This is a genomic window from Microvirga splendida (assembly GCF_016427565.1).
In the GTDB taxonomy this organism is placed as follows: domain Bacteria; phylum Pseudomonadota; class Alphaproteobacteria; order Rhizobiales; family Beijerinckiaceae; genus Microvirga; species Microvirga splendida.
The window spans coordinates 68,652-92,364 of sequence record NZ_JAELXT010000004.1; the positions used below are offsets into that span (position 1 = coordinate 68,652).

Below are 23,713 nucleotides of genomic sequence, written 5' to 3' on the forward strand. Positions count from 1 at the left end.
AGAACACCGGCGGCTCAGGCGGCCAGGGGAGCGGATCCAGCGGTGGTTCCGCCGGTGGCGGCTAATTCATGCCTGAGCACTGAAAAGCACGGAGCCCCGGTATTTTGCCGGGGCTTTTTACAATCCATGCTTTCGAAAAAGGATGGTGCCGGTGGAGAGGATCGAACTCCCGACCTTCGGTTTACAAAACCGCTGCACTACCGCTGTGCTACACCGGCTGAAGTCCTGTGGCTGAGGTAGCAGCACGCGAAGCGGGACGCAAGTTCCATCCAAATGTAAATATTAAGTGCTCCAGCACACCGAAACCAACCCTTGTTTCTGGAATTGTCAAGCAAATGGTAATCCAAGGAGTTGGTCCTATGAAAGCCTCAGGGGCTTCTGTTCAGCCGAGAGTTTCGCCGCTGCAAAGCGGCATCAAGCTTCTCGCCATTCTGTCGGTCTTCGCTGGTTTAGGTCTGGTCGGAGCCGCGCAGGCTGCGCCGGCGAGCCACGGTGCCGCTGCAAAGCCGTCCAAGGCGGCAGTGACGGCAGTTTCCGCCAAGGATGTGGAGACCACGTCGTCGGTCCAAGCCAACACCGGCAGCGATGCCTATTGCGATATTTCCCGCAAGCGCATGTTCGTCGAGGGCGAGGGCTGGATCGTTCGCCGCGTGACCACCTGCTACTGACCGGCGTTTTCGTCGGATTCAATGAAAAGCCCCACCTTTCGGCGGGGCTTTCCTGTTTCTCAGAGATTGTCAGGATGCTCAGCGCCTCGCGCTCGCGCCCTCGTAGGTCATGATGTCCCGGTCCTTGGTCTCCGGCACGAAGAGGAGGCCGACCACGAAGGTCACCAGGGCAATCACGATCGGGTACCACAGGCCGTAGTAGATGTCGCCCGTGGCCGCCACCATCGCGAAGGCGGTGGGAGGCAGCAGGCCGCCGAACCAGCCGTTGGCGATGTGGTAGGGCAGGGACATCGCGGTGTAGCGGATACGGGTGGGGAAGAACTCCACCAGGGCCGCCGCGATCGGACCGTAGACCATCGTGACGTAGATCACGAGGATCCAGAGGATGCCGATGGCCTTCAGGGCCTGAGGGTTGCTGAGGGCCGAGAAGAAGCCGTTCACCTTCAGGATGCTCGGGTCGCCGGCCTTCGGGTAGCCCACTTCGCCAGCCGCGGCCGAGAACGCCGTGATGTTGGCCGGAATGCCATCAGCAATCGGGATATCCCTGCCGTTGAAGGTTACCCGCGGCTCGGTGCCGGCGGCAGCCGGAACGAGCTCGTACTTGACCGCCGAACGGGCCAGAGCCACGCGGGCGATGTCGCACTTCGCGGTGAAGTTGCGGATGCCGACCGGGTCGAACACCGAACCGCATGCAGCCGGATCGGCCACGACCTGGACCTTCGCCGTTTCCAGAGCCTGGTTCAGGTTTGGGCTGGCGATGTTCGTGAGCGCGCCGAAGAGCGGGAAGTAGGTGATCGCCGCGATCAGGCAGCCCCCGAGAATCACCGGCTTGCGGCCGATCTTATCGGAGAGAATGCCGAACACGATGAAGCCGCCGGTGCCGAGGATCAGCGACCAGGCAATCAGCACGTTCGAGGTGAGCAGGTCGACCTTCAGGATGCTCTGGAGGAAGAACAGGGCGTAGAACTGGCCCGTGTACCACACCACGGCCTGACCGATGGCGAGACCGATCAGAGCGATGAGCACCATCTTGGCGTTGCCCCACTGGCCGAACGCCTCCTTCAGGGGCGCCTTCGACTGGGTGCCTTCTTCCTTCATCTTCTTGAAGGCCGGCGATTCGTTCATCTGGAGACGAATCCAGACCGAAATGCCAAGAAGCACGACAGAGAGCAGGAACGGGATGCGCCAGCCGGCGATGGGCCAGCCTTCACCGGTCTGGAAGCCCTTCTCGCCCATCCAGGTGCGGAGAACGAGGATGACCGCCAGGGACAGCAGCAGGCCGACCGTGGCCGTGGTCTGGATGAAGCTGGTGTAGAAGCCGCGACGGCCCACGGGCGCGTGCTCGGCCACGTAAACCGCAGCGCCGCCGTACTCGCCGCCCAGGGCGAGGCCCTGGAGCATGCGCAGCGCGATCAGGATGACGGGAGCAAGCCAGCCGATCTGATTGTAGCTGGGCAGCAGGCCGACCAGGAAGGTCGAGAAGCCCATGATCAGGATCGTGACAAGGAAGGTGTACTTGCGGCCGACGAGGTCACCGATGCGGCCGAAGAAGATGGCGCCGAACGGGCGGACCAGGAAGCCGGCCGCGAAGGCGAGGAGCGCGAAGACGTTACGGGTCGTCACGTCGAAGGCGGAGAAGAACTGCGCGCCGATGATCGTGGCCAGAGAGCCGTAGAGATAGAAATCGTACCATTCGAAGACGGTGCCGAGGGAGGAGGCCAGGATGACCTTCCTCTCCTCCCGCGTCATCGGCCGCGGTGCGGCGGCCGAATGCGGCGTGGTTGCTGCTGTTGCCATAGGGTTCCCTTCCATTGATGTGCCCGGTCTGATCCGGGTTCTGGGCCGCAAGCTCCGCTATCGAGCTTTGAGCCGAGGCATCGTGACTGCTCTGCGCAGCCAAGAATCCATCGAACGGGAGGCTACCTCCGGCCTTTCTTTCCACAATTCCCAATTGGTATTTGCGACTTCCGTCTAAGAAGTTGCTGCTGCTCGGCCTTTATCGATATGCCTCAGACACTTAGTGTCCGGGATGAGGCTATTTCCTGACGTTGCGGGAGGCGCCTCTGACCACAGCAAAAAGGGAAATTGCGGCGGCGTTCGAGACATTCAGGCTCTTGATGGCGCCCGGCATGTCCAGGCGGCCGATCACGTCGCAGCATTCCCGCGTTCTCTGGCGCAATCCTTTGCCCTCCGAGCCGAGCACCAGAACGACGGGGAGGCGGATCTCCACCTCGTCCATATCGGCTTCGCCGGTGGAATCGAGCCCGATTCGCTGATAGCCGCGCTCCCCCAGCGCCGTCAGGGTGTCGCTGAGATTGCGAACGATCATGAAGGGCACATGCTCGAGGCCCCCGGAGGCGGACTTGGCCAGGACCCCTGTCGCCGCGGGGCTATGCCGGGCCGTGGTGATGATGGCCTCCACGTCGAAGGCTGCCGCGGTGCGGACAATGGCGCCGACATTGTGGGGATCGGTGATCTGGTCGAGGGCTAGCACGACGCGTTTGCCGCTCAAGGTATCGACCGACGGGGAGGGCAGGGGATCCGCCTCGGCATAGAGGCCCTGATGGACGGCATCCGGCTCCAGCAGGCGGTTGATCTCGTCCGGCCGGACGATCTCAGGTTCGATAGGCAGCGGGGCATTCAACTCCTCGCTCAGGCGGCGGGCGGAGTTCTCGGTCGCCAGAAGGCGGCGAATCGTGCGGTTGCCGTTGCGCAGGGCTTCGAAGACTGGGTGCCAGCCATAGAGAATGGTCGTGTCGATCTCGAAGTTCGGCCGCCAGGCCTTGGGGTCTCGACGCCCCTGCTTCCCATGAGGGCGCTGGAATCGGGGCTTGCGGGAGGGGAAGGGGCGCTCGCTCATGCTCGTTGGATCTCACGTATCGTTCAGAGCGCCATAGCATAGGGAGCCGCCGTTCACGACCACCCGATTTCATCGCGCTTTGAGGTTGACACCGGCCATCCACCTCACCATAAGAGCGCCACGGAGCGCCGAGCCCTGAGTGAAGCGGTCCGCGGAACAGCCTCGGCGTTGTGCGTTCGGGTTGGGTTCTAAGGGGGAATGTCCCGAGCGGCAAAGGGGGCGGACTGTAAATCCGCTGGCTATGCCTTCGTAGGTTCGAGTCCTACTTCCCCCACCACCCAATCAGAAGGGCATGCGGGTGTAGCTCAATGGTAGAGCAGCAGCCTTCCAAGCTGAATACGAGGGTTCGATTCCCTTCACCCGCTCCACCTCCTCTACACTTCCTGTCTCGCTTGTAATTCTGGCCTGCAGCGCCTTTATACAGGCCGAAACCGCCCCGGATGGGTGTTCGATAACCTGGTCCTTGGCGAGCCATCGGGTCAGGTTATCGGGCATTAGGTTCTGCAATATCGAAATTGGCTCTTGCACAAAGAGCCCAACCGCAATATCGGACGCCCCTGGGTTTTTTGTTCCTGGCCTCTGTAAGGTAGAGATCAATGGCGAAGGAAAAGTTTGAGCGGAATAAGCCGCACTGCAACATTGGGACGATTGGTCACGTGGACCATGGCAAGACGTCTCTGACGGCGGCGATCACGAAGGTTCTGGCTGAGAGCGGCGGCGCGCAGTTCACGGCGTACGACCAGATCGACAAGGCTCCGGAAGAGAAGGCGCGCGGCATCACGATCTCGACCGCGCACGTGGAGTACGAGACGGCCAACCGTCACTATGCCCACGTGGACTGCCCCGGCCACGCCGACTACGTGAAGAACATGATCACGGGTGCGGCGCAGATGGACGGCGCGATCCTGGTGGTGTCGTCGGCCGACGGTCCGATGCCGCAGACCCGCGAGCACATCCTGCTGGCCCGCCAGGTGGGCGTGCCCGCCCTGGTGGTGTTCATGAACAAGGTCGACATGGTGGACGACGCCGAGCTGCTCGACCTGGTCGAGCTCGAGGTGCGCGAGCTTCTGTCGAAGTACGACTTCCCCGGCGACGACATTCCGATCGTGAAGGGCTCGGCTCTTTGCGCTCTTGAGGACCGCCAGCCCGAGATCGGCCGCGACGCGGTTCTCAAGCTGATGGCCGAGGGGGATGCCTACATCCCGCAGCCGGAGCGTCCGATCGACCAGCCGTTCCTGATGCCGATCGAGGACGTGTTCTCGATCTCGGGCCGCGGCACGGTGGTGACGGGCCGCGTCGAGCGCGGCATCGTGAAGGTCGGCGAGGAAGTGGAGATCGTGGGTCTGCGCGACACCGTGAAGACGACGGTGACGGGCGTCGAGATGTTCCGCAAGCTGCTCGACCAGGGCCAGGCGGGCGACAACGTGGGCGTTCTTTTGCGCGGCACGAAGCGCGAGGACGTGGAGCGCGGCCAGGTGCTGTGCAAGCCGGGCTCGATCAAGCCGCACACGAAGTTCAAGGCCGAGGCCTACATCCTGACGAAGGAGGAGGGCGGGCGTCATACGCCGTTCTTCGGCAACTACCGTCCGCAGTTCTACTTCCGCACGACCGACGTGACGGGCGTGGTGACGCTGCCTGAGGGCACCGAGATGGTGATGCCGGGCGACAACATCACCATGGAAGTGACGCTGATCGCGCCGATCGCCATGGAGGAGAAGCTGCGCTTCGCCATCCGTGAAGGCGGCCGCACCGTCGGCGCCGGCGTCGTCGCCGCCGTGATGGACTAATGAGATCCAGGCGGCGGGAACCCGCCGCCTGTTGACCGCCGGAGGAGTGTAGCTCAATCGGCTAGAGCACCGGTCTCCAAAACCGGGGGTTGGGGGTTCGAGTCCCTCCACTCCTGCCAGCGGTCGACAAAGCGGGCATTTTGCTTTAAAGAGCGGCCCGCAGATGGTTTGAACAGGTGGCGCGAGGCTTGAAAAAGCAGCCTCGCGCCCCTTCAATTTGGGCTCAAGCGTGCCCTCAGAGGACGTTCGCCGCCGCTCTCAAAGGCGGTGCGGGCGCAGTGAAATGGCGAAGACGAACCCGTTCGATTTCATACAGCAGGTCCGCTCGGAAGCCGCGAAGGTGACCTGGCCGACGCGCAAGGAGACCATGATCACGACCGCGATGGTGTTCGTGATGGTGGTTCTTGCCAGCATCTTCTTCCTGGTCGTCGATCAGGTGATCGGCTGGGGCGTCCGCTCGGTGCTGCTCGGCTTTGGTAGTTAAGGGGTGGGTGGAATGACGAAGCGTTGGTACATCGTCCACGCCTATTCGAACTTCGAGAACAAGGTCGCCCAGTCGATCAAGGACCAGGCGGCCCAGCGCGGCCTTGAGGACAAGTTCGACGAGGTCATGGTGCCGACCGAGAAGGTCGTCGAGGTGCGCCGCGGCCGGAAGGTCGATACCGAGCGTAAGTTCTTCCCGGGCTACGTCCTGGTGAAGTGCGACCTGACCGACGAGGTTTACCACCTCATCAAGAATACGCCCAAGGTGACGGGCTTCCTGGGCGCCGATAAGTCCAAGCCGGTTCCGATCCCGGATCGTGAGGCCGAGCGGATCAAGGGCCAGGTGGCCGAGGGTGTCGATCACCCCAAGCCATCCGTCAGCTTCGAGATCGGCGAGCAGGTTCGCGTGTCGGACGGCCCGTTCGCCTCGTTCAACGGCGTCGTCGAGGAAGTCGACCACGCCCGGGCCCGCCTCAAGGTGGCGGTGTCCATCTTCGGCCGCGCGACGCCGGTCGAACTCGAATACGGTCAGGTCGAAAAGGTCTGACCGGAAGGAAGTGGCACCTGATTGGTGGCACTTTCCAGGTCCTTTGACAGGGCCTTTCATCCGCGGGAGGTCTGCCCGGTCGCCATCCGGGAAATCCAGGCTGCACCGCGATCTGCAACTGCCATTCCGCCTGGTTGGCTCCGGGCGGGTGGTCCATTAGGAGCAGTCCTATGGCAAAGAAAATCTCGGGCTACGTTAAGCTTCAAGTGCCCGCAGGCGCAGCCAACCCGTCGCCGCCGATCGGTCCGGCGCTCGGTCAGCGCGGCCTGAACATCATGGAATTCTGCAAGGCCTTCAATGCGAAGACGGCGCAGATGGAGAAGGGCACCCCGATCCCGGTGATCATCACCGCGTATCAGGACCGTTCCTTCACCTTCGAGATGAAGCAGCCCCCGGTCTCGTACTGGCTCAAGAAGGCCGCGAAGATCGACAAGGGTTCGCAGACCCCCGGCAAGGGCGGCAATGTGGGCCGCGTGACCCGCGACCAGATCCGCGAGATCGCCGAGAAGAAGATGGTCGATCTCAACTGCGACACCGTTGAATCCGCCATGGCCATGATCGAGGGCTCCGCGCGCTCGATGGGCATGGAAGTGGCATAAGGAGGGCATGATGGCTGTGAAAGAAGGCAAGCGCATCCGTGCCGCCCGCGAGGGCGTCGATGCCACCAAGCTGTATCCGATCCAGGACGCGGTGAAGCTGATCAAGGAACGCGCCAAGGCGAAGTTCGACGAGACCATCGAGATCTCGATGAACCTCGGCGTCGATCCCCGCCATGCCGACCAGATGGTCCGCGGCGTCTGCAACCTGCCGAACGGCTCCGGCCGGACGGTTCGCGTGGCCGTGTTCGCCCGCGGCGCCAAGGCCGATGAGGCCAAGGCGGCCGGTGCCGACATCGTGGGCGCCGAGGAGCTGTTCGAGACCGTCAACGGCGGCACGATCGACTTCGACCGCTGCATCGCCACCCCTGACATGATGCCGCTCGTCGGCCGCCTCGGTAAGGTGCTCGGCCCGCGCGGCCTGATGCCGAACCCGAAGGTCGGAACGGTCACCATGGACGTGAAGGGTGCCGTGGAAGCCGCCAAGGGCGGCGCCGTCGAGTTCCGCGTCGAGAAGGCTGGCATTGTGCATGCCGGCATCGGCAAGGCGTCCTTCGACGAGGGCAAGCTCGTGGAGAACATCAAGGCGTTCGCCGATGCCGTCTCAAAGGCGAAGCCCACCGGCGCCAAGGGCACCTACATCCAGCGCGTCGCCGTCTCCTCGACGATGGGCCCGGGCGTGAAGGTCGATCCGGCTTCGGTTCTCAACGGCTAAGACGAGAACCCCCAAGGTTCAAAAAAGGCCCGGTACGAAAGTGCCGGGCCTTTTTGCTGCTTCAGTCGTAATGGCATAGCTTGACCGGATCCGAAATCGGTATGTGGCCGAGTCAGGTTAAAGAGGGATGCGGCTATGTCGGCCTCGGACAAGGCAATTCGTATCAGTGAAGTCCTCAAAACGGGGACTTTTCCGATCGTAGAACTTGGAATGAACTACGACGACGTTGTGTCCCGCCTTGTGGGCGCCTACGAAGAAGACCAAAATGAAACCGCAAGGTTCCTGACGGCTGACGATTTGTGCCTCGTCTTCAGACAGCGAGTAGATGATCGCACCTGGGCCCTTTATCACATCTACATTTATGCCGGTTCCGTCGATCAAAGCCGGATCATGCTGCCGGATGAGTTCAATATAGATTTGGAAGAGCTAAGGCCCGAAATGAGCCTTCGCGACTTCGCCGCTTTCCTGAGTACTCGCGGTGTCGACTTCGAAATTCGGGACATCCTGCCTGATACGAAGTGGGTCATCCAAAGCGGTAATTTCAATTGCCTGTTCACGCGTGATGGCGAGTTCCGGCTGGATAGCTTCGTTTTCCTGAAGTAACTCGCTACAAATGCTTCCATCGCTCCCCTGCTGGTGAGAGCCTGTGGAGAATGGGGGGCAGGAAGTAAGATATGGCCAGCGCTATATGGGCCATCTGGGATAATGAGGGGGCGGGACGGCGGCTTAATGCAACTCCGTAACGTCAAACAATATCGACTGCCCGGCAAAAAGCCCCTTGGCAAATGCCTCCAAAAGGCTTAATAGAACGCGTTGAGTTTCCAACATAGGCCGAGGCTCCGCTTTTGCGTGAGCGTCAGGCTGAGAATCCGTCCCGGAGACGGGGCGGTGACAGGCCGGCGAGCCAAGAGGCAACTTTTGGCGCGTTCCGGCTATGTCCTGTCCAAGACTGCAGGTGCCGGCTTGCCGGTTTAATTCGAGAGGGCCTGCATAGACGGGGAAGCCGAGTTTACCATCTGCTTAACGCAGATGACGGGAGTCGGTTCGAACCATCTCACCCGGTGTGCCGCCAGGCTCATTTGGGGGACAGGGCTTGCGAGAGCGTCGTTCAGGATGCCTCGGATGCAAGTCCGGGCCTTGAACGGCAAATGCAACCGGCGGATATTCCCGCCAACCGGAGAGAGCCCAGTGGAAAGAGCAGCAAAGCGCGAGCTCGTCTCGACTCTCAACGACGTGTTTAACACCACGAGCGTTGTCGTCGTCGCCCACTATGCTGGCCTCACGGTCGCCGACATGCAGAAGCTGCGCGCGCAGATGAAGCAGGCCGGCGCCACCGTGAAGGTCGCAAAAAACAGCCTCGCCAAAATCGCTCTCGAAGGCAAGGACGTCGCGTCCATCTCGGGCCTTATGAAAGGCCCGACCCTGATCGCTTATTCGAGCGATCCGGTCGCGGCTCCAAAGGTCGCTGTCGATTTCGCCAAGGGTAACGACAAGCTCGTGATCCTCGGCGGCGCAATGGGCGCGACCTCCCTGAACGTGGACGGAGTGAAGGCGCTTGCCACTCTGCCGTCCCTTGATGAACTGCGCGGCAAGCTGGTCGGCCTTATCCAGGCTCCGGCTACGAAGATCGCTCAGCTCAGCACTGCGCCGGCGGCGAAGCTCGCCCGCGTGTTCGGGGCCTATGCCAAAACAGGCGAAGCGGCGTGAGGCCGTACCTCAAAACCATCAATCGTTCGAACTGAACCTAAGGAACTAGAAAATGGCTGATCTTGCCAAGCTCGTTGACGATCTGTCGTCGCTGACCGTTCTCGAGGCCGCTGAGCTCTCGAAGATGCTCGAAGAGAAGTGGGGCGTCTCCGCCGCCGCTGCTGTTGCCGTTGCTGCCGCTCCCGGCGCTGGCGCCGGTGCTCCGGCTGCTGAAGAGCAGACCGAGTTCACGGTCGTCCTGGCTTCGGCCGGCGACAAGAAGATCGAGGTCATCAAGGAAGTCCGTGGCATCACAGGCCTGGGCCTGAAGGAAGCTAAGGACCTCGTCGAAGGTGCGCCGAAGCCCGTTAAGGAAGGCGTTGCCAAGGACGAAGCCGAGAAGATCAAGGCGACCCTCGAGAAGGTCGGCGCCAAGGTCGAGCTTAAGTAATTTTGCGGCCCTAGTGCATCGTGCGGAAAAGTGGTTTCCGGTTTTCCGCGCCCAACGATGCTCTCTCTAAGGAGTGGAGCATCGGATTGATCCCAAAAGTGGGATCCACTTTTGGGTCCGATGCTTCGGGGCCGCAGGGTTATCCCCGAGAAATCGGGGCTCAAAAACACACGGTCCCAGGCATTTTCGCTTGGGGCCGTTGTGTCGTCAAAGAGGCCGGGCTTCTTTGACGGCTTGTTGGAAGGGCTCGCACCGAGCCCGGATTGGTTCGAAAAACCGGCCTTTCTGCCGGGCGGCTAATCCAGGGTCCCGATCCCGGGGTTCTCGATTAGCCGTGTATGAGGAACGAGGTCCAGATGGCCAATACACTGATCGGCCGGAAGCGCATTCGCAAGTTCTTCGGGAAAATCAAGGAAGTGGCGGAGATGCCGAACCTCATCGAGGTTCAAAAGGCATCCTACGACCAGTTCCTGATGGTCGAAGAGCCAAAGGGTGGCCGGCCGGAAGAGGGCTTGCAAGCCGTCTTCAAATCGGTTTTCCCGATTTCGGACTTTTCGAATACTGCCCTGCTCGAGTTCGTGAAGTACACGTTCGAGCCGCCGAAGTATGACGTGGACGAGTGCCGCCAGCGGGGCATGACCTTCGCTGCGCCGCTCAAGGTCACGCTGCGCCTGATCGTGTTCGATGTGGACCCGGATACCGGCGCCCGCTCCGTGAAGGACATCAAGGAGCAGGACGTCTACATGGGCGACATGCCGCTCATGACCGACAACGGCACCTTCATCGTGAACGGCACCGAGCGCGTGATCGTCTCGCAGATGCACCGTTCGCCGGGCGTGTTCTTCGACCACGACAAGGGCAAGACGCACTCCTCCGGCAAGCTGCTGTTCGCCGCCCGCATCATCCCGTATCGCGGTTCCTGGCTCGACATCGAGTTCGACGCCAAGGACATCGTCTATGCGCGTATCGACCGCAAGCGTAAGCTGCCGGTCACGTCGCTGCTCTACGCGCTGGGCCTCGACGGCGAGGAGATCCTCACCACCTTCTACAACCGCATCACCTATACCCGTGACGGCGACGCCTGGTTCGTGCCGTTCGATGCGGAGCGCATGAAGGGCTTCAAGGCTTCCGTGGATCTGATCGACGCCGCCAGCGGCGAGGTCGTGCTCGAAGCCGGCAAGAAGCTGACCGCCCGCGCGGCCCGCCAGCTGGCCGAGAAGGGCCTCAAGAACCTGCGCGCGACGGACGAGGACCTCTACGGCCAGTACATCGGCGAGGATCTCGTGAACCCGCAGACCGGCGAGATCTACGCCGAAGCGGGCGACGAGATCACCGAGAAGCTGCTGAAGGGCCTGGGCGAAGCCGGCTTCACCGAGATCCCGGTTCTCGACATCGACCACGTCACCGTGGGCCCCTACATCCGCAACACGCTGGCCATCGACAAGGCTAATTCCCGCGAGGACGCGCTGTTCGACATCTACCGCGTCATGCGACCGGGCGAGCCGCCGATCCTCGACACCGCGGAAGCGATGTTCAACTCGCTGTTCTTCGACGCCGAGCGCTACGACCTCTCGGCCGTGGGCCGCGTGAAGATGAACATGCGCCTCGACCTCGACGCCGAGGATACCGTGCGCACGCTGCGTCGCGAGGACATCCTCGCGGTGACGAAGGCGCTCGTGGACCTGCGCGACGGCAAGGGCGAGATCGACGACATCGACCACCTCGGCAACCGCCGCGTGCGTTCGGTCGGCGAGCTCATGGAGAACCAGTACCGTCTGGGCCTGCTCCGCATGGAGCGCGCGATCAAGGAGCGCATGTCGTCGGTCGATATCGACACCGTCATGCCGCAGGACCTGATCAACGCGAAGCCTGCGGCCGCCGCCGTGCGCGAGTTCTTCGGCTCCTCGCAGCTCTCGCAGTTCATGGACCAGACCAACCCGCTCTCCGAGGTCACGCACAAGCGTCGTCTCTCGGCGCTTGGCCCGGGCGGTCTGACCCGCGAGCGCGCCGGCTTCGAGGTGCGCGACGTGCACCCGACTCACTACGGCCGCATCTGCCCGATCGAGACGCCGGAAGGCCCGAACATCGGTCTGATCAACTCGCTGGCCACCTTCGCCCGCGTCAACAAGTACGGCTTCATCGAGACGCCGTTCCGCCGCGTGCGCGACAGCCGCGTGACCGACGAGGTGATCTACCTCTCGGCCATGGAAGAGGCGAAGTACAACATCGCCCAGGCCAACTCGACGCTCGATGCCAACGGCACCCTCACGGAAGACCTCGTGATCTGCCGCCGCGCCGGTGACAACATCGTCGTGGCTCCGGACCGCGTGGACCTCATGGAGGTTTCGCCGAAGCAGCTCGTGTCCGTTGCGGCCGCGCTCATCCCGTTCCTCGAGAACGACGACGCGAACCGCGCCCTCATGGGCTCGAACATGCAGCGTCAGGCCGTGCCGCTCGTGCAGGCGGACGCTCCGTTCGTCGGCACCGGCATGGAAGCGGTCGTGGCCCGGGATTCCGGCGCCGCCATCGCGGCCCGCCGCACCGGCGTCGTCGACCAGGTGGACGCAACCCGTATCGTCGTCCGCGCGACGGAGAACACGGATCCGACCCGTCCGGGCGTCGACATCTACCGCCTGCAGAAGTTCCAGCGCTCCAACCAGTCGACCTGCATTACGCAGAAGCCGCTGGTGCGCGCCGGCGACCTCGTGCGCAAGGGCGACATCATCGCCGACGGCCCGTCGACCGAGTACGGCGAGCTGGCGCTCGGCCGGAACGTGCTCGTCGCGTTCATGCCGTGGAACGGCTACAACTTCGAAGACTCGATCCTGCTCTCCGAGCGGATCGTGAAGGAAGACGTCTTCACCTCGATCCACATCGAGGAGTTCGAGGTGATGGCCCGCGACACGAAGCTGGGTCCTGAGGAAATCACGCGCGACATTCCGAACGTGTCGGAAGAAGCGCTGAAGAACCTCGACGAAGCCGGCATCGTCTACATCGGCGCCGAGGTCCATGCGGGCGACATCCTCGTCGGCAAGATCACGCCGAAGGGCGAGAGCCCGATGACGCCGGAAGAGAAGCTTCTGCGCGCCATCTTCGGCGAGAAGGCCTCCGACGTTCGCGACACCTCGCTGCGCGTGCCCCCGGGCGTGACCGGCACCATTGTGGAAGTCCGCGTCTTCAACCGTCACGGCGTCGACAAGGACGAACGCGCCCAGGCCATCGAGCGTGAGGAGATCGAGCGTCTCGCGAAGGACCGCGACGACGAGCAGGCGATCCTCGACCGCAACACCTATGCGCGTCTGGCCGAGATCCTCACCGGCAAGAGCGCGGTTGCGGGCCCGAAGGGCTTCAAGAAGGACACGAAGATCACCCGCGAGCTCCTCAACGAGCACCCGCGGTCGCAGTGGTGGCAGTTCGCGGTCGAAGACGATGCTCTGATGACCGAAATCGAGGCCATGCAGAAGCAGTACGACGAGTCGAAGAAGCGTCTCGAGCAGCGCTTCCTGGACAAGGTCGAGAAGCTGCAGCGCGGCGACGAGCTTCCTCCGGGCGTCATGAAGATGGTCAAGGTCTTCGTCGCCGTGAAGCGCAAGATCCAGCCGGGCGACAAGATGGCCGGCCGTCACGGCAACAAGGGTGTCGTGTCGCGCATCGTTCCGATCGAGGACATGCCGTTCCTCGAGGACGGGACGCATGCGGACATCGTGCTCAACCCGCTGGGCGTGCCGAGCCGTATGAACGTCGGCCAGATCCTCGAGACGCACCTTGGCTGGGCTGCTGCCGGTCTCGGCAAGCAGGTCGCCCAGGCGGTCGATGCCTACATGCGGTCGGGCCAATCCAAGGGGCTTCGCGATCAGCTGGTGTCGATCTACGGCAATCTGCCGGAAATCGAGCAGGCTTCCGACGATGAGCTGGCCGAACTCGGCAACAAGCTGCGCCGCGGCGTTCCGTTCGCCACGCCCGTCTTCGACGGTGCGAAGGAATCGGACATCGAGACCATGCTGCAGAAGGCCGGCCTCGATCCGTCGGGTCAGGTCACGCTCTATGACGGCAGGACCGGCGAGCCTTTCGATCGCAAGGTGACCGTGGGCTACATCTACATGCTGAAGCTCCACCACCTCGTGGACGACAAGATCCACGCCCGCTCCATCGGCCCCTACAGCCTCGTCACCCAGCAGCCGCTGGGCGGCAAGGCCCAGTTCGGCGGCCAGCGCTTCGGCGAGATGGAGGTGTGGGCCCTGGAGGCTTACGGCGCCGCCTACACCCTGCAGGAAATGCTCACGGTCAAGTCGGACGACGTGGCCGGCCGCACGAAGGTCTACGAAGCCATCGTTCGTGGCGACGACACCTTCGAGTCGGGCATTCCGGAGAGCTTCAACGTTCTCGTAAAGGAAATGCGTTCGCTCGGCCTCAACGTGGAGCTGACCAATTCCAAGAAGGCCGCCAACGAAGCGGGGCAGCTGCCCCCGTCCGAGGCAGCCGAGTAAACGCTACGCTTCAAGTTTGACGTTTGGCCGCGGCGATGATGCCGCGGCCCCATGCAATTGCCGGTGAGGGTGCTTATCTAGCGCCCTCCAGCTCAGGAGACGGCGATGAATCAAGAGGTCATGAATCTCTTCAACCAGACGGCCCAGCCGCAGAGCTTCGATCAGATCAAGATCTCGATCGCGAGCCCTGAGAAGATTCTGTCCTGGTCCTACGGTGAGATCAAGAAGCCGGAGACCATCAACTACCGTACGTTCAAGCCCGAGCGTGACGGCCTGTTCTGCGCGCGCATCTTCGGCCCCATCAAGGACTACGAGTGCCTGTGCGGCAAGTACAAGCGCATGAAGTACAAGGGCGTGATCTGCGAGAAGTGCGGCGTCGAGGTGACGCTGGCCCGCGTCCGTCGCGACCGCATGGGCCACATCGAGCTCGCCGCGCCCGTCGCTCACATCTGGTTCCTCAAGTCCCTGCCGAGCCGCATCGGTCTGCTGCTCGACATGACCCTGAAGGATCTGGAGCGCATCCTTTATTTCGAGTCCTACATCGTCGTCGATGCGGGCCTGTCGCCGCTCAAGGACCGTCAGCTCCTCTCCGAGGAGGAGTACATCCGCGCTCAGGACGAGTACGGTGAGGATTCCTTCACGGCCATGATCGGCGCGGAGGCCATCCGCCGGATCCTGCAGGAGCTCGACCTCGAGAAGACCGCGCAGGAGATCCGCGAGGAGATCGCGGTCACCACCTCCGAGCTGAAGCCCAAGAAGCTCATGAAGCGCCTCAAGATCATCGAGGCCTTCGTCCAGTCGGGCAACAAGCCCGAGTGGATGATCATGACGGTCGTGCCGGTGATCCCGCCGGACCTGCGTCCGCTCGTGCCGCTCGACGGCGGCCGCTTCGCGACCTCGGACCTGAACGACCTCTACCGCCGCGTCATCAACCGCAACAACCGCCTGAAGCGGCTCATGGAGCTGCGTGCGCCGGACATCATCGTCCGCAACGAGAAGCGCATGCTCCAGGAGGCGGTCGACGCCCTGTTCGACAACGGCCGCCGCGGCCGCGTCATCACCGGCGCCAACAAGCGCCCGCTGAAGTCGCTCGCCGACATGCTGAAGGGCAAGCAGGGCCGCTTCCGCCAGAACCTGCTCGGCAAGCGCGTCGACTACTCGGGCCGCTCCGTGATCGTGGTGGGTCCCGAACTCAAGCTGCACCAGTGCGGCCTGCCGAAGAAGATGGCGCTCGAGCTCTTCAAGCCGTTCATCTACGCCAAGCTCGACGCCCGCGGCCTCTCCGCCACCGTCAAGCAGGCGAAGAAGCTCGTTGAGAAGGAGAAGCCCGAGGTTTGGGACATCCTGGACGAGGTCATCCGCGAGCACCCGGTTCTCCTGAACCGCGCGCCCACGCTGCACCGTCTCGGCATCCAGGCCTTCGAGCCCACCCTGATCGAGGGCAAGGCGATCCAGCTGCACCCGCTCGTCTGCGCCGCGTTCAACGCGGACTTCGACGGCGACCAGATGGCCGTCCACGTGCCGCTCTCGCTCGAGGCCCAGCTCGAGGCCCGCGTGCTGATGATGTCGACCAACAACATCCTGCACCCGGCCAACGGTCAGCCGATCATCGTGCCGTCGCAGGACATCGTTCTCGGCCTCTACTATCTCTCCATCGTGTCCGACGGCCAGCCCGGCCAGGGCAAGGCCTTCGCCGACATGGGCGAGATCGAGCATGCCCTGAACGAGAAGGTCATCACGCTCCACACGAAGATCCGTTACCGCTGGGAAGGCCTCGACGAGGACGGCAAGCCCGTGTCGAAGATCGTCGACACCACGGCCGGCCGGGTCATGCTCTCGCGCCTCCTGCCGAAGCACCCGATGCTCCCCTTCGACGTCGTGAACAAGCTCATGACGAAGAAGGAGATCTCCAACATGATCGATGCCGTGTACCGGCACTGCGGTCAGAAGGAATCGGTGATCTTCTGCGATCGCATCATGGGCCTCGGCTTCTACAATGCGTTCAAGGCCGGCATCTCGTTCGGCAAGGACGACATGGTGATCCCGGAGAACAAGTGGGAGATCGTCGAGGAGACCCGTGCCCTCGCGAAGGACTACGAGCAGCAGTACCAGGACGGCCTCATCACCCAGGGCGAGAAGTACAACAAGGTCGTCGACGCCTGGGCGAAGTGCTCGGACCGTCTCGCCGGCGAGATGATGAACCGCATCTCCACGGTGCAGAAGGACGAGAACGGCCGCGACAAGCCGGTCAACTCGATCTACATGATGTCCCATTCGGGCGCCCGTGGTTCGCCGGCCCAGATGAAGCAGCTCGCCGCCATGCGCGGCCTCATGGCCAAGCCGTCGGGCGAGATCATCGAGACGCCGATCATCTCGAACTTCAAGGAAGGCCTCGACGTTCTCGAGTACTTCAACTCGACCCACGGCGCCCGTAAGGGTCTGGCCGACACCGCGCTCAAGACCGCGAACTCGGGTTACCTGACCCGCCGTCTCGTGGACGTGGCGCAGGACGCGGTCATCCGTGAGCCGGATTGCGGCACCGAGCGCGGCATCAAGATGCGCGCCATCATCGACGCCGGCCAGGTGGTCGCGTCGCTGGCCTCGCGCATCCTGGGCCGCTCCACGGCCGAGGACCTGACGGCCCAGGACGGCGCCGTCATCGTGCCCAAGGGCACGATGATCGAGGAGCATCATCTCGAGGCGATCGGCGCTGCCGGCATCCAGGAGGTGAAGATCCGCTCCGTGCTCGTCTGCGAGTCGAAGAACGGCGTCTGCGCCACCTGCTACGGCCGCGACCTGGCCCGGGGCACCCCGGTCAACCACGGCGAGGCTGTCGGCGTCATCGCGGCGCAGTCCATCGGCGAGCCGGGCACGCAGCTCACCATGCGTACCTTCCACATCGGCGGCGCGGCCCAGATCGCCGACTCGTCCTTCATCGAGTCGAGCTTCGAAGGCACCATCGGCTTCCGCAACAAGAACATTGCGCGCAATTCCGACGGCGATCTCGTCGTCATGGGCCGCAACGTGGCGGTTGTGATCATCGGTTCGGACGGCGCCGAGCGGGCGGTTCACCGCCTGCAATACGGCTCCCGCCTGAAGGTGGACGAGGGCGACACGATCAAGCGCGGCCAGCGTATTGCCGAGTGGGATCCCTACTCCCGTCCGATCCTCACCGAGATCGACGGTACGGTGGGCTACGAGGACCTCGTGGACGGCGCGTCGATGATCGAGTCGATGGACGAGTCGACCGGCATCGCCAAGCGCGTGGTCATCGACTGGCGCGGTTCTCCGCGCACGGCCGACCTTCGTCCGGCGGTGGTCATCCAGGGTGCCGGCGGCAAGGTGGCCAAGGTCGCCCGCGGCGGCGACGCCCGCTACCTGCTGCCCGTGGACGCGATCCTCGCGGCCGATCCGGGCTCGAAGGTCAAGGCCGGCGACATCCTCGCCCGTGTCTCGACCGAGAGCGCCAAGACCCGCGACATCACGGGCGGTCTGCCGCGCGTGGCGGAGCTGTTCGAGGCCCGTCGTCCGAAGGACGCGGCCATCATTGCGGAGAAGTCCGGCTCGATCCAGTTCGGCCGCGACTACAAGAGCAAGCGTCGTCTGACGCTGAACCCGCACGATGGCTCCGAGCCGGTGGAGTACCTGATCCCGAAGGGCAAGCACATCCACTTGCAGGACGGCGACGTGGTCGAGGTCGGCGATTTCATCGTCGACGGCAACCCGGCCCCGCACGACATCCTGGCGATCAAGGGCGTCGAGGAACTCGCCGCCTACCTGGTGAACGAGATCCAGGAGGTCTATCGCCTTCAGGGCGTGCTCATCAACGACAAGCACATCGAGGTGATCGTTCGCCAGATGCTGCAGAAGGTCGAGATCACCGAGGGCGGCGACTCCGAGCTGCTCACCGGCGAGCAGGTGGATCGCCTCGAATTCGAGGAGATCAACGAGCGCCTCGTGTCCGAGAAGAAGAAGCCCGCCGTCGGCGTGCCGGTTCTCCTCGGCATCACCAAGGCCTCGCTGCAGACCCGCTCCTTCATCTCGGCGGCGTCTTTCCAGGAGACCACCCGCGTCCTCACGGAGGCGGCGGTCAACGGCAAGGTCGATACTCTCGAGGGCCTCAAGGAGAACGTCATCGTCGGCAGCCTGATCCCGGCCGGCACGGGCGCGCTCACCGCTCAGATCAAGGCCGTCGCGACCCACCGCGACGAGCTGATCCTGCAGCAGAAGCGCTCCGAGTCCCAGGCTCAGGTCAGCGAACTGCCCCCCGCGGCCGAATAATCCGCCAGGGCACGACAAGAATAAAAAGGCCGCCTCCGGGCGGCCTTTTTCATGGGCGAGGGCCTCAAGCCGCTAGCCCCTGGGGACGGCCTTGAGCAGGCCGAGCTTGGCCAGCCACAGGAGGGCTCTGACCGCCAGGGCCGGCGCGGTGTTCGGGTGCGCGGCCAGGACGCCCCGGACTGTCGTGCCCTGGCTGCCGGCCAGCTTCCACACGGCAAGGAGAAACGCGGAGGCGATATCCGGCGACGCATTCACCAGGGCAACCCTCAGGCTCAGCCGTTCCAGCACCTCGGCCTCGGTAACGTCGGCCGCCTGAGCAAAAACCTGCTGGTTGGAGAAGGGCACAGAGGGAAAACTGGCGAAGAGCTCGAACGGATCGGGGCGAGCCGGCCAGAACCCCCGCATGGATTCAGGGGAGGGTGCTTCCTGTCCGGCGGTTCTCATCGCGGCAAGTTCCCGCCACAGCTCCTCATAGGCTTCGACGATGACTTTCCAGTCGAAACGCTCCCTGGCGCGGGCCGCCCCGTTCGCGCCCAGGCGGCGGCGCAGGTCCGGGTCGGCTGCGAGGCGCTCGAAGGCCGCCGCCGTCGCATCCACGTCCACGGCGATGGCGGTCGAAGCCTGGCCGATATACGAATCGTAGTTGTCGACCTCGAGCGCATGGCGCGTGGCAAGGTGCTGGCCCGCACCCGGTGGAACGGCCATGGTTGGAATGGCAAATCCGTCGATGCCGTTCCTGACGGTATCCTTGTAGCCGTCCCAGTCGGTCACCACCACCGGAAGCCCGGCCGCCATGGCCTCGATGGGCGTGAGGCCGAAGGTCTCCTGAATGTTGTCGGACAGGGAGCAGAAGACGTCTGCCGCCGCCCAGGCCGTGTCCCGGACATCGTTGACGCGGCCGTCGAGCACGATGGAGCGCACCGACGGACAGAGCTTCGCCCTGGCATCTGAGAAGGCCTGGGTGATGTGGTCGTTGGCCGCCCAGCCGCACTCGATCAGGACGACCCGGTGACGCTTGGCGAGGCGCTCCAAGGCCAGGTACATGGGCGTGGGGTTGGCCTTGGCATGAAAGGAGAGGCGCCCGAGGAACAGGACGACGAAGTCGCCCGGTTCGATGTCAAGGGATGAGCGCGCCTCGTCCCTGCGCTCCGACCGCCGGGTTTGAGCCTCGCAATCGACCCCGAGGGGAATCACCGGGAGTTGCGGCCTGACGAAGCGGGTGGCGCCCAGGCGCCGCGACAGATGATCCTCCTGGCGGGCGAACAGCGTCTCGATCACCGCGCGGGAGGCCGTCGATGTGCAGATGATCGCGTCCCAGGGCTGCACCGCAGCCGTGAGGAGAGAGGTGAGCCCATCCATGGCCCGTGCAGAGGAGAGGGTGTGATTGACCCCGCACAGGCTCCAGGACCGTGCCCCGTGAAGCTCCCGCTGCCAGGTCTGCGCCGGGTTGATCGGGCTGGGAGTGAAGAGGCAGCCGACCTGCCGGAGAGCGCCCGCCTTGGCGGCCACGATGAAGCGCGGCGAGCTCTCCGGGCGGAACTCCTTGACGAAGCTGCAGAATTCCGCGCCGAGCTTGGCATTTCCCACATATCCCGTGGGCGTATCGCCGGAGGAATGGCGGGCAAAGGCCGAGAGGAAGCCATGACCGGCGAAGTGGCGGCCCATCGGTTTCCCATGAGTCACGTCGAAAGCCTCGGTCTCGAAATGGATCGCCGCTGTCACCGTCCGCCCCTGTTGTTCATGGTTACTCCATAACCTTGTAGCGCATGGCGGGAAACCCATATAGAAGGAAGAGACCGGACCGCCTCCCGCCGTCGAGAGGCGCCTTTCTGGATCGTTACCGAAAAGTGTTGACTTTGCGCGACTCGGGCGCTAGAGAAACCGGACTTTCCGGCTGGCCGTAGGTTTTCGCCAGTCGAGGCGCCTAGCTTCGACCGATGCGACCTAAACGCTGCCGAACTCAACCTTGACTGACACTCGTCAGATTTAGGGCACGACCGCGGTGAGAATGATCGTGGTCCTCTGCAATCGCACCGCGCCAGGGGCTTACCCAAGTCAATGGCGTGGCTTCGTTTTGTGCAGCCCAAAAGGCCCGCAGAAACGTCGAGGTGCGGCGTTCAACCGTTGAAGACACTCAAAGGCCACCGGGTCGGTGGCTGGTGAAAGAGGGCACAGGATGCCAACGATCTCTCAGCTGATCCGCAAGCCGCGGACGGCGCAAAAGAGCCGGAATAAGGTTCCCGCGCTTGAGGCCTGCCCGCAGAAGCGCGGCGTGTGCACGCGTGTTTATACCACGACCCCGAAGAAGCCGAACTCGGCTCTGCGTAAGGTCGCCAAGGTTCGTCTGACGAACGGGTTCGAAGTCATCGGGTACATCCCGGGTGAAGGTCACAACCTTCAGGAGCACTCCGTGGTCATGATCCGCGGCGGCCGCGTGAAGGACCTTCCGGGTGTCCGTTATCACATCCTCCGCGGTGTCCTCGACACCCAGGGCGTGAAGAATCGTAAGCAGCGTCGTTCGAAGTACGGCGCGAAGCGGCCGAAGTAAGCCGTCAACTGTCATTGAGGTCAGCTCATGTCCCGTCGCCATAGCGCCGAAAAGCGTGAGATCATCCCGGACGCCAAGTTCGGTGACGTGGTCGTCACGAAGTTCATGAATTCCATCATGTACGACGGCAAGAAGTCCGCTGCCGAGAGCATCGTCTACGGTGCATTCGACAGCATCGAGAGCCGTGCCAAGGCGAACCCGCTCGAGGTCTTCAAGCAAGCCCTCGACAACGTCGCTCCGGCGATCGAGGTCCGCTCCCGCCGCGTCGGCGGTGCGACCTACCAGGTCCCGGTCGAGGTTCGTACCGAGCGCCGCCAGGCCCTCGCGATCCGCTGGATCATCCAGGCCGCCCGCGGCCGCAACGACAAGACCATGATCGAGCGCCTCTCCGCCGAGCTGCTCGATGCATCGAACAACCGCGGCAATGCCGTGAAGAAGCGCGAAGACACCCACCGTATGGCGGAAGCCAACCGTGCGTTCTCGCATTACCGCTGGTAAAGGTCTGAGGAGCTGAGCGATGCCCCGCACGCACGCGATTGAGGACTACCGCAACTTCGGCATCATGGCGCACATCGATGCCGGCAAGACCACCACGACCGAGCGCATCCTCTACTACACCGGTAAGTCCCACAAGATCGGTGAAGTGCACGAGGGTGCTGCCACCATGGACTGGATGGAGCAGGAGCAGGAGCGTGGCATCACGATCACGTCCGCTGCGACCACCTGCTTCTGGAACGACAAGCGCCTGAACATCATCGACACCCCCGGCCACGTCGACTTCACCATCGAAGTCGAGCGTTCGCTGCGCGTGCTCGACGGCGCCGTCTGCGTTCTCGACGGCAACCAGGGCGTCGAGCCCCAGACCGAGACCGTGTGGCGCCAGGCCGACAAGTACGACGTTCCGCGTGTCGTGTTCGTCAACAAGATGGACAAGACCGGCGCGAACTTCTTCAACTGCGTCGCCGACATCATCAAGCGCGTGGCCGGCAAGCCCGTCTGCCTTCAGATCCCGATCGGTGCCGAGAGCGACTTCCGCGGCATGGTCGATCTGATCAAGATGAAGGCCCTCATCTGGTCCGGCGAGGCGCTCGGCGCCAACTTCGACGAAGTCGAGATTCCGGCCGACCTGAAGGATCAGGCGCTGGAATACCGCGCGAAGCTCGTCGAAGCCGCCGTCGAAATGGACGACGACGCTCTTGCTGCATATCTCGACGGCCAGGAGCCGGACGAGGCGACCCTGCGCCGTCTGATCCGCACGGCCGTGCAGCGTCGTGCCTTCCACCCGGTGCTCTGCGGCTCCGCGTTCAAGAACAAGGGCGTTCAGCCCCTGCTCGACGCCGTCGTGGACTTCCTGCCGTCCCCGGCAGACCGTGAGGCTATCCAGGGCATCGACTTCAAGACCGAAGAGCCGACCACCCGTAAGCCGAAGGACGACGAAGGCTTCTCCATGCTCGCCTTCAAGATCATGGACGACCCCTTCGTCGGCACGATCACCTTCTGCCGCGTCTATTCCGGCAAGGTGAATGCAGGCGAGACGCTCCTCAACTCCTCGCGCGACAAGAAAGAGCGCGTTGGCCGCATGCTGCTGATGCATGCGAACAACCGTGAGGACATCAAGGAAGCCTATGCGGGCGACATCGTCGCTCTCGCAGGCCTCAAGGAAGTCCGCACCGGCGACACGCTCTGCGATCCGGCTAAGCCTGTGATCCTGGAGCGCATGGAGTTCCCGGAGCCGGTGATCGAGATCGCCATCGAGCCGAAGTCGAAGGCCGACCAGGAGAAGCTGGGCCTCGCCCTGTCGAAGCTGGCCGCCGAGGACCCGTCCTTCCGCGTCTCCACCGACCAGGAGTCGGGCCAGACGATCCTGAAGGGCATGGGCGAGCTTCACCTCGATATCAAGGTCGACATTCTCCGCCGCACCTACAAGGTCGACGCGAATATCGGCGCTCCCCAGGTGGCCTACCGCGAGACGATCTCGAGGAAGGCCGAGGTGGACTACACCCACAAGAAGCAGACCGGCGGTACGGGCCAGTTCGCCCGCGTCAAGCTCGTCGTTCAGCCGAACGACCAGGGCGCCGGCTTCTCCTTCGAGTCCAAGATCGTCGGCGGCGCGGTGCCCAAGGAGTACATCCCGGGCGTCGAAAAGGGCCTCCAGTCGGTCGTGGGTGCTGGCGTCGTCGCCGGCTTCCCGGTGGTGGACCTCAAGGTCGAGCTCGTCGACGGTGCCTTCCACGAAGTCGACTCGTCGGCCCTGGCCTTCGAAATCGCTTCCCGTGCGGCTCTGCGTGAAGCCCTCCAGAAGGGCGCTTCGGTTCTGCTCGAGCCGGTGATGAAGGTCGAGGTCACGACTCCGGAAGACTACACGGGTTCGGTGATCGGTGATCTGAACTCCCGGCGTGGTCAGATCCAGGGTCAGGACATGCGCGGCAACGCCGTGGTCATCAACGCGATGGTCCCGCTCGCCAACATGTTCGGCTACGTCAACACCCTGCGCGGCATGAGCCAGGGTCGTGCGAGCTACACGATGCAGTTCGACCACTACGAGCAGGTGCCGTCGAACGTGGCTGCCGAGGTTCAGGCGAAGTACGCCTGAACCCACTAAGC

17 protein-coding genes and 4 tRNA genes are annotated in these 23,713 nt (G+C 63.4%); 17 read left to right on the forward strand and 4 right to left on the reverse strand.

What is annotated here, in order from left to right; genetic code table 11:
* Window positions 1-143: 143 nt before the first annotated feature.
* Window positions 144-218, reverse strand: a tRNA-Thr gene (locus JAO75_RS05920).
* Between the two features lie 141 nt (window positions 219-359).
* Here JAO75_RS05920 and JAO75_RS05925 point away from each other — a divergent pair.
* A complete protein-coding gene (locus JAO75_RS05925) occupies window positions 360-668 on the forward strand; it encodes a hypothetical protein (protein WP_199047770.1) in 309 nt (102 codons plus the stop codon).
* A gap of 78 nt (window positions 669-746) precedes the next feature.
* On the opposite strand, the gene JAO75_RS05930 is transcribed toward JAO75_RS05925, so the two are convergent.
* Complete coding sequence (locus JAO75_RS05930) at window positions 747-2,465, reverse strand: MFS transporter (RefSeq protein WP_199047508.1); 1,719 nt, start codon at window positions 2,463-2,465, stop codon at window positions 747-749.
* A 238-nt stretch (window positions 2,466-2,703) separates the two neighbouring features.
* On the reverse strand, window positions 2,704-3,528 hold the full coding sequence (locus JAO75_RS05935) for a TrmH family RNA methyltransferase (protein WP_199047510.1): 825 nt from the start codon (window positions 3,526-3,528) through the stop codon (window positions 2,704-2,706).
* Between the two features lie 192 nt (window positions 3,529-3,720).
* On the opposite strand from JAO75_RS05935, the gene JAO75_RS05940 reads away from it, so the two are divergent.
* From JAO75_RS05940 to rpoC, 13 genes are all read left to right on the forward strand, one after another.
* A tRNA-Tyr gene (locus tag JAO75_RS05940) sits at window positions 3,721-3,805 on the forward strand.
* Window positions 3,806-3,822: 17 nt separating this feature from the next.
* Window positions 3,823-3,896: transfer RNA gene (locus tag JAO75_RS05945), tRNA-Gly, on the forward strand.
* A gap of 228 nt (window positions 3,897-4,124) precedes the next feature.
* The gene (gene tuf, locus JAO75_RS05950) at window positions 4,125-5,315 is read left to right on the forward strand and encodes an elongation factor Tu (RefSeq protein ID WP_199047512.1); all 1,191 of its coding nucleotides are present in this window, start codon (window positions 4,125-4,127) and stop codon (window positions 5,313-5,315) included.
* Window positions 5,316-5,357: 42 nt separating this feature from the next.
* A tRNA-Trp gene (locus JAO75_RS05955) sits at window positions 5,358-5,434 on the forward strand.
* Between the two features lie 164 nt (window positions 5,435-5,598).
* Entirely contained in the window at window positions 5,599-5,799 is a 201-nt protein-coding gene (gene secE / locus JAO75_RS05960) for a preprotein translocase subunit SecE (RefSeq protein ID WP_199047514.1), read from the forward strand.
* 12 nt (window positions 5,800-5,811) lie between these two features.
* Complete coding sequence (nusG, locus tag JAO75_RS05965) at window positions 5,812-6,345, forward strand: transcription termination/antitermination protein NusG (RefSeq protein WP_183450861.1); 534 nt, start codon at window positions 5,812-5,814, stop codon at window positions 6,343-6,345.
* A gap of 170 nt (window positions 6,346-6,515) precedes the next feature.
* Window positions 6,516-6,944: a 50S ribosomal protein L11 gene (gene rplK, locus JAO75_RS05970; RefSeq protein ID WP_099511377.1), complete on the forward strand. Its 429-nt coding sequence runs from the start codon at window positions 6,516-6,518 to the stop codon at window positions 6,942-6,944.
* 10 nt (window positions 6,945-6,954) lie between these two features.
* Window positions 6,955-7,656 carry a 50S ribosomal protein L1 gene (gene rplA, locus JAO75_RS05975; RefSeq protein ID WP_199047516.1) on the forward strand — a complete coding sequence of 234 codons (702 nt, stop codon included), beginning with the start codon at window positions 6,955-6,957 and terminating at the stop codon, window positions 7,654-7,656.
* Window positions 7,657-7,791: 135 nt separating this feature from the next.
* On the forward strand, window positions 7,792-8,259 hold the full coding sequence (locus JAO75_RS05980) for a hypothetical protein (RefSeq protein WP_199047518.1): 468 nt from the start codon (window positions 7,792-7,794) through the stop codon (window positions 8,257-8,259).
* A gap of 585 nt (window positions 8,260-8,844) precedes the next feature.
* Window positions 8,845-9,363: a 50S ribosomal protein L10 gene (gene rplJ / locus JAO75_RS05985; RefSeq protein WP_036350581.1), complete on the forward strand. Its 519-nt coding sequence runs from the start codon at window positions 8,845-8,847 to the stop codon at window positions 9,361-9,363.
* A 52-nt stretch (window positions 9,364-9,415) separates the two neighbouring features.
* Window positions 9,416-9,793 carry a 50S ribosomal protein L7/L12 gene (rplL, locus tag JAO75_RS05990; protein ID WP_091139863.1) on the forward strand — a complete coding sequence of 126 codons (378 nt, stop codon included), beginning with the start codon at window positions 9,416-9,418 and terminating at the stop codon, window positions 9,791-9,793.
* 356 nt (window positions 9,794-10,149) lie between these two features.
* Complete coding sequence (gene rpoB, locus JAO75_RS05995) at window positions 10,150-14,280, forward strand: DNA-directed RNA polymerase subunit beta (protein ID WP_199047520.1); 4,131 nt, start codon at window positions 10,150-10,152, stop codon at window positions 14,278-14,280.
* 105 nt (window positions 14,281-14,385) lie between these two features.
* Window positions 14,386-18,561 carry a DNA-directed RNA polymerase subunit beta' gene (gene rpoC, locus JAO75_RS06000; protein ID WP_199047522.1) on the forward strand — a complete coding sequence of 1,392 codons (4,176 nt, stop codon included), beginning with the start codon at window positions 14,386-14,388 and terminating at the stop codon, window positions 18,559-18,561.
* A 72-nt stretch (window positions 18,562-18,633) separates the two neighbouring features.
* On the opposite strand, the gene JAO75_RS06005 is transcribed toward rpoC, so the two are convergent.
* The gene (locus JAO75_RS06005) at window positions 18,634-20,283 is read right to left on the reverse strand and encodes a glycosyltransferase (protein ID WP_199047524.1); all 1,650 of its coding nucleotides are present in this window, start codon (window positions 20,281-20,283) and stop codon (window positions 18,634-18,636) included.
* 454 nt (window positions 20,284-20,737) lie between these two features.
* Between JAO75_RS06005 and rpsL the strand changes: the two genes are divergently transcribed.
* The 3 genes from rpsL to fusA are packed head-to-tail and all read left to right on the forward strand — an operon-like array spanning window position 20,738 to window position 23,702.
* Window positions 20,738-21,109, forward strand: a complete 372-nt coding sequence (rpsL, locus tag JAO75_RS06010; protein WP_009764294.1) for a 30S ribosomal protein S12 — start codon at window positions 20,738-20,740, stop codon at window positions 21,107-21,109.
* A 27-nt stretch (window positions 21,110-21,136) separates the two neighbouring features.
* Window positions 21,137-21,607 carry a 30S ribosomal protein S7 gene (rpsG, locus tag JAO75_RS06015; protein WP_199047526.1) on the forward strand — a complete coding sequence of 157 codons (471 nt, stop codon included), beginning with the start codon at window positions 21,137-21,139 and terminating at the stop codon, window positions 21,605-21,607.
* A gap of 19 nt (window positions 21,608-21,626) precedes the next feature.
* A complete protein-coding gene (gene fusA / locus JAO75_RS06020) occupies window positions 21,627-23,702 on the forward strand; it encodes an elongation factor G (RefSeq protein WP_199047528.1) in 2,076 nt (691 codons plus the stop codon).
* Window positions 23,703-23,713 lie beyond the last annotated feature (11 nt).

Bases quoted from the DNA above. Each gene is read 5' to 3' on its own strand.
- JAO75_RS05935 (WP_199047510.1), bottom strand. From the start codon at position 3,528: ATGAGCGAGCGCCCCTTCCCCTCCCGCAAGCCCCGATTCCAGCGCCCT.
- tuf (WP_199047512.1), top strand. From the start codon at position 4,125: ATGGCGAAGGAAAAGTTTGAGCGGAATAAGCCGCACTGCAACATTGGG.
- rpsG (WP_199047526.1), top strand. From the start codon at position 21,137: ATGTCCCGTCGCCATAGCGCCGAAAAGCGTGAGATCATCCCGGACGCC.
- rplK (WP_099511377.1), top strand. From the start codon at position 6,516: ATGGCAAAGAAAATCTCGGGCTACGTTAAGCTTCAAGTGCCCGCAGGC.
- rpsL (WP_009764294.1), top strand. From the start codon at position 20,738: ATGCCAACGATCTCTCAGCTGATCCGCAAGCCGCGGACGGCGCAAAAG.
- nusG (WP_183450861.1), top strand. From the start codon at position 5,812: ATGACGAAGCGTTGGTACATCGTCCACGCCTATTCGAACTTCGAGAAC.
- rplA (WP_199047516.1), top strand. From the start codon at position 6,955: ATGGCTGTGAAAGAAGGCAAGCGCATCCGTGCCGCCCGCGAGGGCGTC.
- JAO75_RS05980 (WP_199047518.1), top strand. From the start codon at position 7,792: ATGTCGGCCTCGGACAAGGCAATTCGTATCAGTGAAGTCCTCAAAACG.
- JAO75_RS05925 (WP_199047770.1), top strand. From the start codon at position 360: ATGAAAGCCTCAGGGGCTTCTGTTCAGCCGAGAGTTTCGCCGCTGCAA.
- rpoB (WP_199047520.1), top strand. From the start codon at position 10,150: ATGGCCAATACACTGATCGGCCGGAAGCGCATTCGCAAGTTCTTCGGG.
- secE (WP_199047514.1), top strand. From the start codon at position 5,599: ATGGCGAAGACGAACCCGTTCGATTTCATACAGCAGGTCCGCTCGGAA.
- JAO75_RS05930 (WP_199047508.1), bottom strand. From the start codon at position 2,465: ATGGCAACAGCAGCAACCACGCCGCATTCGGCCGCCGCACCGCGGCCG.
- fusA (WP_199047528.1), top strand. From the start codon at position 21,627: ATGCCCCGCACGCACGCGATTGAGGACTACCGCAACTTCGGCATCATG.
- rplL (WP_091139863.1), top strand. From the start codon at position 9,416: ATGGCTGATCTTGCCAAGCTCGTTGACGATCTGTCGTCGCTGACCGTT.
- rpoC (WP_199047522.1), top strand. From the start codon at position 14,386: ATGAATCAAGAGGTCATGAATCTCTTCAACCAGACGGCCCAGCCGCAG.